General features: G+C 64.7%; 1 protein-coding gene. It reads left to right on the top strand.

Annotation, left to right across the window (positions count from 1 at the left end; translation table 11 throughout):
• Positions 1-104 precede the first annotated feature (104 nt).
• Positions 105-365 (top strand): hypothetical protein (locus E1288_RS46635; protein ID WP_132495779.1); only part of this gene is annotated, 261 nt, incomplete at its 3' end.

A 365-nucleotide genomic window follows, 5' to 3' on the forward strand; every position in this document is an offset into this window, starting at 1 on the left:
GATGGGCACAGGGCTTGCACGGACAGGAAAGCGCCAGCGGGGTGGTGACGCTGTCCGGCGGCCTGGTAAAGGACCCCCGCACTGTGTCCAGGTGGTGGCGGCCGGTGTCGCTGTCTGTGGAGGTGCCCGCCGAGGTAGAGAACGAGATCATCCAGTGGCGTCCGGGAAAGAAAGACGAAGGCGGCCCGCAGACGCTGAAGGAATTCCTGGGCACCCTCGACTTGGGCAACGGCCAACGACAACTAGCCCTCACCACCGACAGCCGACATCGCCTTAAAGATGAGGTCACGCAGAAGCTCGTAGAGCGATGGGCACAGGGCTTGCACGGACAGGAAAGCGCCAGCGGGGTGGTGACGCTGTCCGGC

Origin of the sequence: Saccharopolyspora elongata (genome assembly GCF_004348985.1) — a bacterium.
Classification (GTDB): Bacteria; Actinomycetota; Actinomycetes; order Mycobacteriales; family Pseudonocardiaceae; genus Saccharopolyspora; species Saccharopolyspora elongata.